The sequence below is a fragment of the Paenibacillus sp. OT2-17 genome (genome assembly GCF_009827695.1).
Classification (GTDB): domain Bacteria; phylum Bacillota; class Bacilli; order Paenibacillales; family Paenibacillaceae; genus Paenibacillus; species Paenibacillus polymyxa_B.
Genome location: NZ_WUDQ01000183.1, coordinates 1 through 6707, shown reverse-complemented (window position 1 = coordinate 6707; position 6707 = coordinate 1). Strand labels below are relative to the sequence as shown.

Annotated in this window: 5 protein-coding genes; 2 read left to right on the top strand and 3 right to left on the bottom strand. The window is 46.2% G+C overall.

Annotated elements, in window-relative coordinates:
* Nucleotides 1–1150, bottom strand: a 1150-nt coding sequence (locus GRP75_RS16715; RefSeq protein WP_160789848.1) for an NAD-dependent malic enzyme, incomplete at its 3' end; no start/stop codon positions are given.
* Between the two features lie 271 nt (nt 1151–1421).
* Nucleotides 1422–2228, bottom strand: coding sequence for an adenosylmethionine decarboxylase (gene speD / locus GRP75_RS16710; RefSeq protein ID WP_013309324.1), 807 nt, complete (start codon nt 2226–2228; stop codon nt 1422–1424).
* A gap of 698 nt (nt 2229–2926) precedes the next feature.
* Here speD and GRP75_RS16705 point away from each other — a divergent pair.
* On the top strand, nt 2927–3775 hold the full coding sequence (locus GRP75_RS16705) for a hypothetical protein (RefSeq protein WP_160789847.1): 849 nt from the start codon (nt 2927–2929) through the stop codon (nt 3773–3775).
* 85 nt (nt 3776–3860) lie between these two features.
* Here the strand turns inward: GRP75_RS16705 and GRP75_RS16700 are convergent, their stop codons facing one another.
* Complete coding sequence (locus GRP75_RS16700; RefSeq protein WP_160789846.1) at nt 3861–4874, bottom strand: RluA family pseudouridine synthase; 1014 nt, start codon at nt 4872–4874, stop codon at nt 3861–3863.
* A 223-nt stretch (nt 4875–5097) separates the two neighbouring features.
* Between GRP75_RS16700 and recQ the strand changes: the two genes are divergently transcribed.
* Nucleotides 5098–6707, top strand: a 1610-nt coding sequence (gene recQ / locus GRP75_RS16695; protein ID WP_160789845.1) for a DNA helicase RecQ, incomplete at its 3' end; no start/stop codon positions are given.

The following is a 6707-nucleotide window of genomic DNA, read 5'->3' as shown; positions in this document are numbered from 1 at the left end:
AACGTCCGGTGGCGATGACACCCGCAATGTCCTCGACGTCCTCTGGCGCAATTTCGGGAACCGGGTTAGCCATAGTGAACAGCACAGGGGCTTCTTTCATACGTTTCACGTCTTCTCGTTGCAGTAGTCCACCTGCCGACAGCCCGATAAACACGTCAGCATCCTTCAGAACCTCGGACAGCGTGCCCGACAGCCGTTCAGGGTTGGTATGCTGCGCATACCAGTTCCACATCGGATGCTCGTATGTTTCATCAGCTGTAAGCGCTCCGTGACGATCTACGCCAATGATGTTGACTGCTCCTGCAGATAGCAAAATTTTCGTACAGGCCACACCCGCAGCCCCGATACCACAGACGACAATTTTGACGTCAGACAGGGCTTTGCCGACAACCTTGAGCGCATTGATCAGCCCTGCGTATAAAACGACAGCTGTGCCGTGCTGATCGTCATGAAAAACAGGTATGTCCAGCTCTTTACGTAACCGCTGTTCAATCTCAAAGCATCGTGGCGACGAAATATCCTCCAGATTAATCCCGCCAAAAGCTGGGGCCATTTGTTTAATGGCCTTAATGATCTCTTCGGTGTCCTGCGTATCCAGACAGATTGGAAAGGCATCGACGGAGCCGAGCTGCTTGAACAGCATGGCTTTGCCTTCCATAACCGGCATGGCTGCATAGGGACCGATGTTCCCTAGCCCGAGAACAGCGCTTCCGTCAGAGACGACAGCGACCGTGTTGCGCTTGATCGTCAAGCGGAAAGCTTTGTCCGGTTCCTCGTGAATCGCCATGCATACGCGTGCCACATCGGGGGTATATACCCGGGATAAGTCATCGCGGTTTTGAATTGGGACTTTGGGCTGCATTTCAATTTTGCCCCCGAGGTGTAATAGGAAGGTACGATCAGAGATGGATAATACCTTAACACCTTGTGCTTTTTTAATCCGAGCAATCATTCGGTCGATTTCTGCTGGATCGGCAATGGTAACTGTAATATCCCTCACAGTGACCTTCTCAGAGGTGCTAATGACGTCAATGGCAATCACATCTCCGCCATGTTCGTTTACCAGCGTAATCAATTGACCAAATTGGATGTGTCCGGTGGAAATTTCCAATCGCAAAATGATGTTTTTACCGCCAATACCGCCTTGCATACAAATTCCTCCTTTGTCTTCCATAACAAAATCATACGTAGGATCAATTGATTGCGCTTACAATAGGAAACGGATGTAAATCTATGCTGATATTTTAAATTAGTGGTTTCTTCCCCTATCATAGTGAACAATCTCTCGCTTGTACAGATCAAGTTGAGTAATATCTATTATTTTGTATTTAAAAAAGGACGAAAGCCCGGCTGTATTCCAGTCCAAGCGATCATCCTTTTTTTTATAAAATGATCTATTTTATTTTCACGCATTCGATCTGTTACGTCATATTTTTACCGTAGTAAATTTCGTCCATTTCGATTTTGAGACGTGTTGATATATTTTGTTGCTCTTTTTCACTCAGACTTTCCTTGGTGTAGCCGAACAGGTAATTGTCCAGATCGAATTGTTTTAGCTTACATTTGGTATGGAAAATATTTTCCTGATACACATTCACGTCGATCATGTCATACTGACTGCGCACTTCGTCTGGAATATAGTTTTGAATGGAGGCGATATCATGGTCGATGAAAAGCTTATGTCCATTCGTATCACGTGTGAAGCCGCGTACCCGGTAATCAATCGTCATAATGTCGGTGTCGAAAGAATGAGTCAAATAGTGGAGTGCCTTGAGCGGGGAGATTTCCCCACAGGTAGAGACATCAATATCAGCTCGAAACGTACTGATCCCCTCGTCTGGATGATATTCTGGGTAGGTGTGAACCGTAATGTGGCTTTTATCCAGCTGTATCACGACAGATTCAGGTAGGGGGCCTGGTGACTCGGCATAAGATTCAGTCGGTACCTCCACAATGGGTCCTTCTGATATAAGTACTGTTACGCTGGCTCCTTGAGGTACATAATCCTGCTGGGCTACGTTGAGTACGTGGGCGCCGATAATGTCAGATACATTTTTTAAAATAGCTGTCAGCCGATCTGAGTTGTATTGTTCATCAATATATTCAATATACGCCTCGCGTTCTTCTTTGGTTTTGGTGTAACAAATATCGTACATGTTGAAGCTCAATGATTTGGTCAAATTGTTAAATCCGTGCAGGGTAATCCGCTGTTCCGGTGTTATGGTCATAGGCTATTTCCCCTTATAGTCGCAGTATTCATACATAATATTCCCAACACTCCTTTTCATATACCGATTCATAAAATCAGTTCTGTAGCTGTTAGATTAAAGCCTTGAACAAGTATGTCTTACCCGTTTGGCATAATTAAAAACAGGCAGGGGAGCGTCTTTGTTTTTACATGTATGGAAATTTTAACGTATATATACTTTATTTCTTACTCAGCGATTTTTAAGTAACAGGACTTATAATGTAGACTATGCATAGGGCGAAGGAACTGAATGGACAGAGGACTCGTAGTAAAACATAAGAACCGGGTTAGTAATTCATTAATTTAATGTGTGTCACCTTCACAATGCTGAAAGCTTAACCGAATATGATTATAGACCCGAAAAAATAGTGATTTTGTATATTGCGTAAATCGAGAAAAGCAACTTCAGCTAATAATGTGCGTATAATGAAATAAACGTAAGAAGCTGAGAATTATGAAGTTAAAATGAATTTTGATAGCAAAATTTAATTTACAAACCGATCCCATGTTACTGTCAGGATTTTGCAAAATTCGATTCCAGTCGCTCCGAAGTGCAAGATATAGACGAACTAAACCATTTCGATCTATATCTTGTTCATTGGAAAGTTCATTGGAAGTCGCTTATGAGATTTTTGCAAAATCCTCTACTGTAAGAAAAACGGTGAAAGGAGTATCAAGATGCTGGCTTTGTCCGATCCGGCCTGGACTCTGCTCCAAGGCCCCTACGGTTCTTCTCAATACGTCCCAGAAATGTTGAAGCAGCTCCAAGCCGGATATGACGGCGAAATGGCTGACACCTTGTATTGGGAGGAACTGTATCACCAAAATACGTTGTATACTTGTACATTTGCGGCTGTACCTTACCTTGTAGACATTGCGTTAAAAAGTTCTGATATAGGGATTCGTGCAGATATATATAACATTTGCGGAATATTCGAAGCGAAGAATAACAATCCTCTACATACCAAAGTTCCATTGGAATTTACAAGGGATCAGGTGAAAGTGGATTCTAGTCTGGCTGAATATATTTATGCGCAATATCGGAGTGCCATTGCCCGACTTGCAGAATTGACTGAAGAAATGGTGCTCTATGCGAAGGAACACGAAGGAGATATCGGTAAACGCTATGTTCTGGCTGCGGGTGCTGCTTTTCAGGGTTATCGCTGCGTAGCTTATATGCTACAAAGCTTCGATACAGGTGACGAATATACGCTGGATTGTCCGCATTGCGGTACCCCGCTCTATATTTGGCCTGATGAACAGAATGACACCCTGGTTGTCTATGATAAAGATCCTGTAAATTCAGACAATCTGGTTCCCCATCCGATCAGCCCCCGTTCATTGGACCGTAGAGGTGCTAATATGCAGTGGTTACACGAATATGCCCGAAAAATTGAAGAGAACAAGCTGCTTGCCCAATTACCCTATTTAAACGGTTGGGTAGATTGTCCAGTGTGTAATACGCCCATATATATATGGGATGAGTTGATGAAAATGGCTGATGGTGTTCGGAGGTATACCGCTTAATCAATCAAAAAAGGGTGCTGTCTTCTACAGCCCCCTCATTTCCTCTTTTATTTTTCTATCTAATCTCCGTATGCTTTGCTCAATTCTACTCCCGGAACGGATTCAAAAAGGTTTTAGGAATGTCGGATTCAAAACGAAGCAATACCCCGGTGACGGGATGAATAAATGACAATACCCTCGCATGTAGGCCAAGACGCCCAATCGACTTGGATTTGGAACCGTATTTTTTATCTCCAACAATTGGATGGCCGATATCCTCCATATGTACGCGGATTTGATTTTTGCGTCCGGTTTCCAAACGTACTTCCAGCAAAGAAAAATGCCGATTGGCTTGAAGCAGCTTGTAATGAGTGACTGCGTGCTGTCCGTCATTCGGATAAGGACTGGAATACATTTTTAGCGTCTTGCTTTCTTTCAGCCATGAAGTGATTGTACCCTCAGCTTTTTTAACTTGTCCTTCGACAAGAGCAATGTATGTTCGTTCATACACAACTTCCTTCCACGCTTTTTGCATTTCCTGCTGTATGGCTTCGCTTTTCGCAAACATCATCACTCCTGATGTATCACGATCCAAACGATGCAGTACAAAAATACGATTGTACGGATGTTCGCGCCTCACATGGGCCGTAAGCTGGCGATATGCTGTTACTTCCTGCTCCTGCGCTGAAGCCACGGACAGCAACCCGGCATCCTTATGGATAACGATAATGGCTTCATCCTCATGCAAAATACGTAGCCCAGTCAGTGGTACGACGGGAGTTATTTTTTCCTTGGAAAGAGCGACAGTCTGACCTTGCTCCAGTGGAAAATTATGCACGGTACGCGGAATGCCGTTGACGGACACCTGCCCACGAGCCAGTGCTGATTTAATGGAGTTACGACCCATGCCAGTCACATGTTCTACTAAAAAGCTCAATAGCTCGGCAGGCTCCTGGACGATGTATGTTTTGGCAGGGGCTTTATCTAAAGCATTCGTTCTCCGTTGAGCTTCCGGTCTATGGGAGCCAGATCTTCCGGCAGGTTTATGACTGCGTTTGGAATGGCTTGCGTTTGACGTAGATTTTGTATGATTTTTCCGTTGGGGTTTCCGATTGTTCATGGATTCTTTCTCCTTCTTGGAACCGTGTCTCTTCATAGTTATGGACAAATTTGCGGCACCGTGTTCACTATATCATGAGAAAACAGCGAGCGCCATAAGGGACTAAACCAGATTGGCAGTCTTCTAGCGGTTGAACATTACCCAGAACCCCGGTAAACTAAAGGTAACGAAAGAAAAGCCGATATGCGTCAAGGACGCTAGAAATATGAGGAGTTTTGAAACTATGACTGTACAAGCACCAACATTGGAACGGGCGCAGGACTTGCTGCAAAAATTTTATGGCTATCCCGATTTCCGGGAGGGACAAAAGAAAATTGTGGCCAGTATGCTGGAGGGCAACGATACGTTGGGCATCATGCCGACAGGAGGCGGAAAATCGATATGCTACCAGATCCCCGCGTTGTTGCATGAGGGGCTGACCATTGTCGTGTCACCGCTCATCTCGCTGATGAAAGACCAGGTGGATGCGCTGACCACAATGGGGATTGCTGCTGCCTACATCAATAGTACGTTGAGTGGTCGAGAAGTGAATGACCGCATACGAGCTGCACGAAATGGTGACTTGAAGTTGCTGTATGTCGCACCGGAACGACTGGAACTGGACTGGTTTCGCGATGAAATGGCTCAGTTGCCAATTTCCTGCGTTGCGGTAGATGAGGCACACTGCGTATCCCAGTGGGGCCATGATTTCCGTACCAGCTATCTGGCTGTGGCTCCATTCGTGGACGGGCTGTATGAACGCCCAATCGTGGCTGCGTTTACGGCAACGGCGACACCGCAGGTCATGGATGACATCGTGCGCCTGCTTCGTCTGCGCTCACCGGAGACGTTCGTTACAGGCCTTGGACGGCCCAATTTGGCGTTCAGTGTGCTGCGCGGGGAAGACAAACGCAGCTTTTTACTGAATTATGCCCGTGAGCATGAGGGGGAATCGGGCATTATTTATGCGGCGACACGTAAGGACGTGGACGATTTGTACCAACGGCTGCGTGACGCAGGCATGGCAGCCGGGCGCTATCATGCCGGGATGACAGATCAGGAACGTGCAGATAGCCAGGAAGGGTTTTTGTACGACGATATCCGTGTCATTGTAGCAACCAATGCCTTCGGCATGGGGATAGATAAATCGAACGTACGCTATGTCATTCACTACAACATGCCTAAAAATATGGAGGCTTACGTGCAAGAGGCGGGACGCGCAGGACGTGATGGCGACCCGAGTCAATGTATTTTGCTGTTCGGACCGCAAGATATTGTGACGCAGAAGTTTCTGATTGAGCAAAATCCACAGGATGAAGACCGCAAGCGCAACGACTACCGCAAGCTCCAGCAGATGGTTGATTATTGCTACACGACTCGTTGCCTACGTACGGCACAGCTTGAGTATTTCGGAGAAGCGGAAGAGCATGAAGCTTGCGGCATATGCAGTTCATGTACAGATGAGCGGGAACTGGTTGATATGACCATAGATGCGCAAAAGATTTTTTCGTGCATTCATCGCATGCGGGAGCGTTATGGGGTCTCGATGGTCGCCTCGGTCTTGAAAGGCTCGCGTAACAAAAAAGTACTGCAGTATGGTTTTGACAGCCTGCCAACCTATGGCGTGATGGGCAACCGGACGGAAAAAGAAATTGCCGAAATTATCAATGTTCTTGTTTCGGAAGGCTATCTGATGTTGTCCGAGGGGCAATATCCGGTCGTACGCTTGCAGCAGCTTGCGGCTGAAGTGCTGAAAGGCCAGCGAGAAGTTATGCAGCGTGTGGTGCGACATGCCACGGCTTTTGCAGGTGGAGCAGGTTCACGCGGACGACAGGGCCGCGATGCATACCCGGC

Coding starts and splice junctions, on each gene's coding strand:
- speD (WP_013309324.1), bottom strand. CDS start 2,228: ATGACCATAACACCGGAACAGCGGATTACCCTGCACGGATTTAACAAT.
- GRP75_RS16705 (WP_160789847.1), top strand. CDS start 2,927: ATGCTGGCTTTGTCCGATCCGGCCTGGACTCTGCTCCAAGGCCCCTAC.
- GRP75_RS16700 (WP_160789846.1), bottom strand. CDS start 4,874: ATGAACAATCGGAAACCCCAACGGAAAAATCATACAAAATCTACGTCA.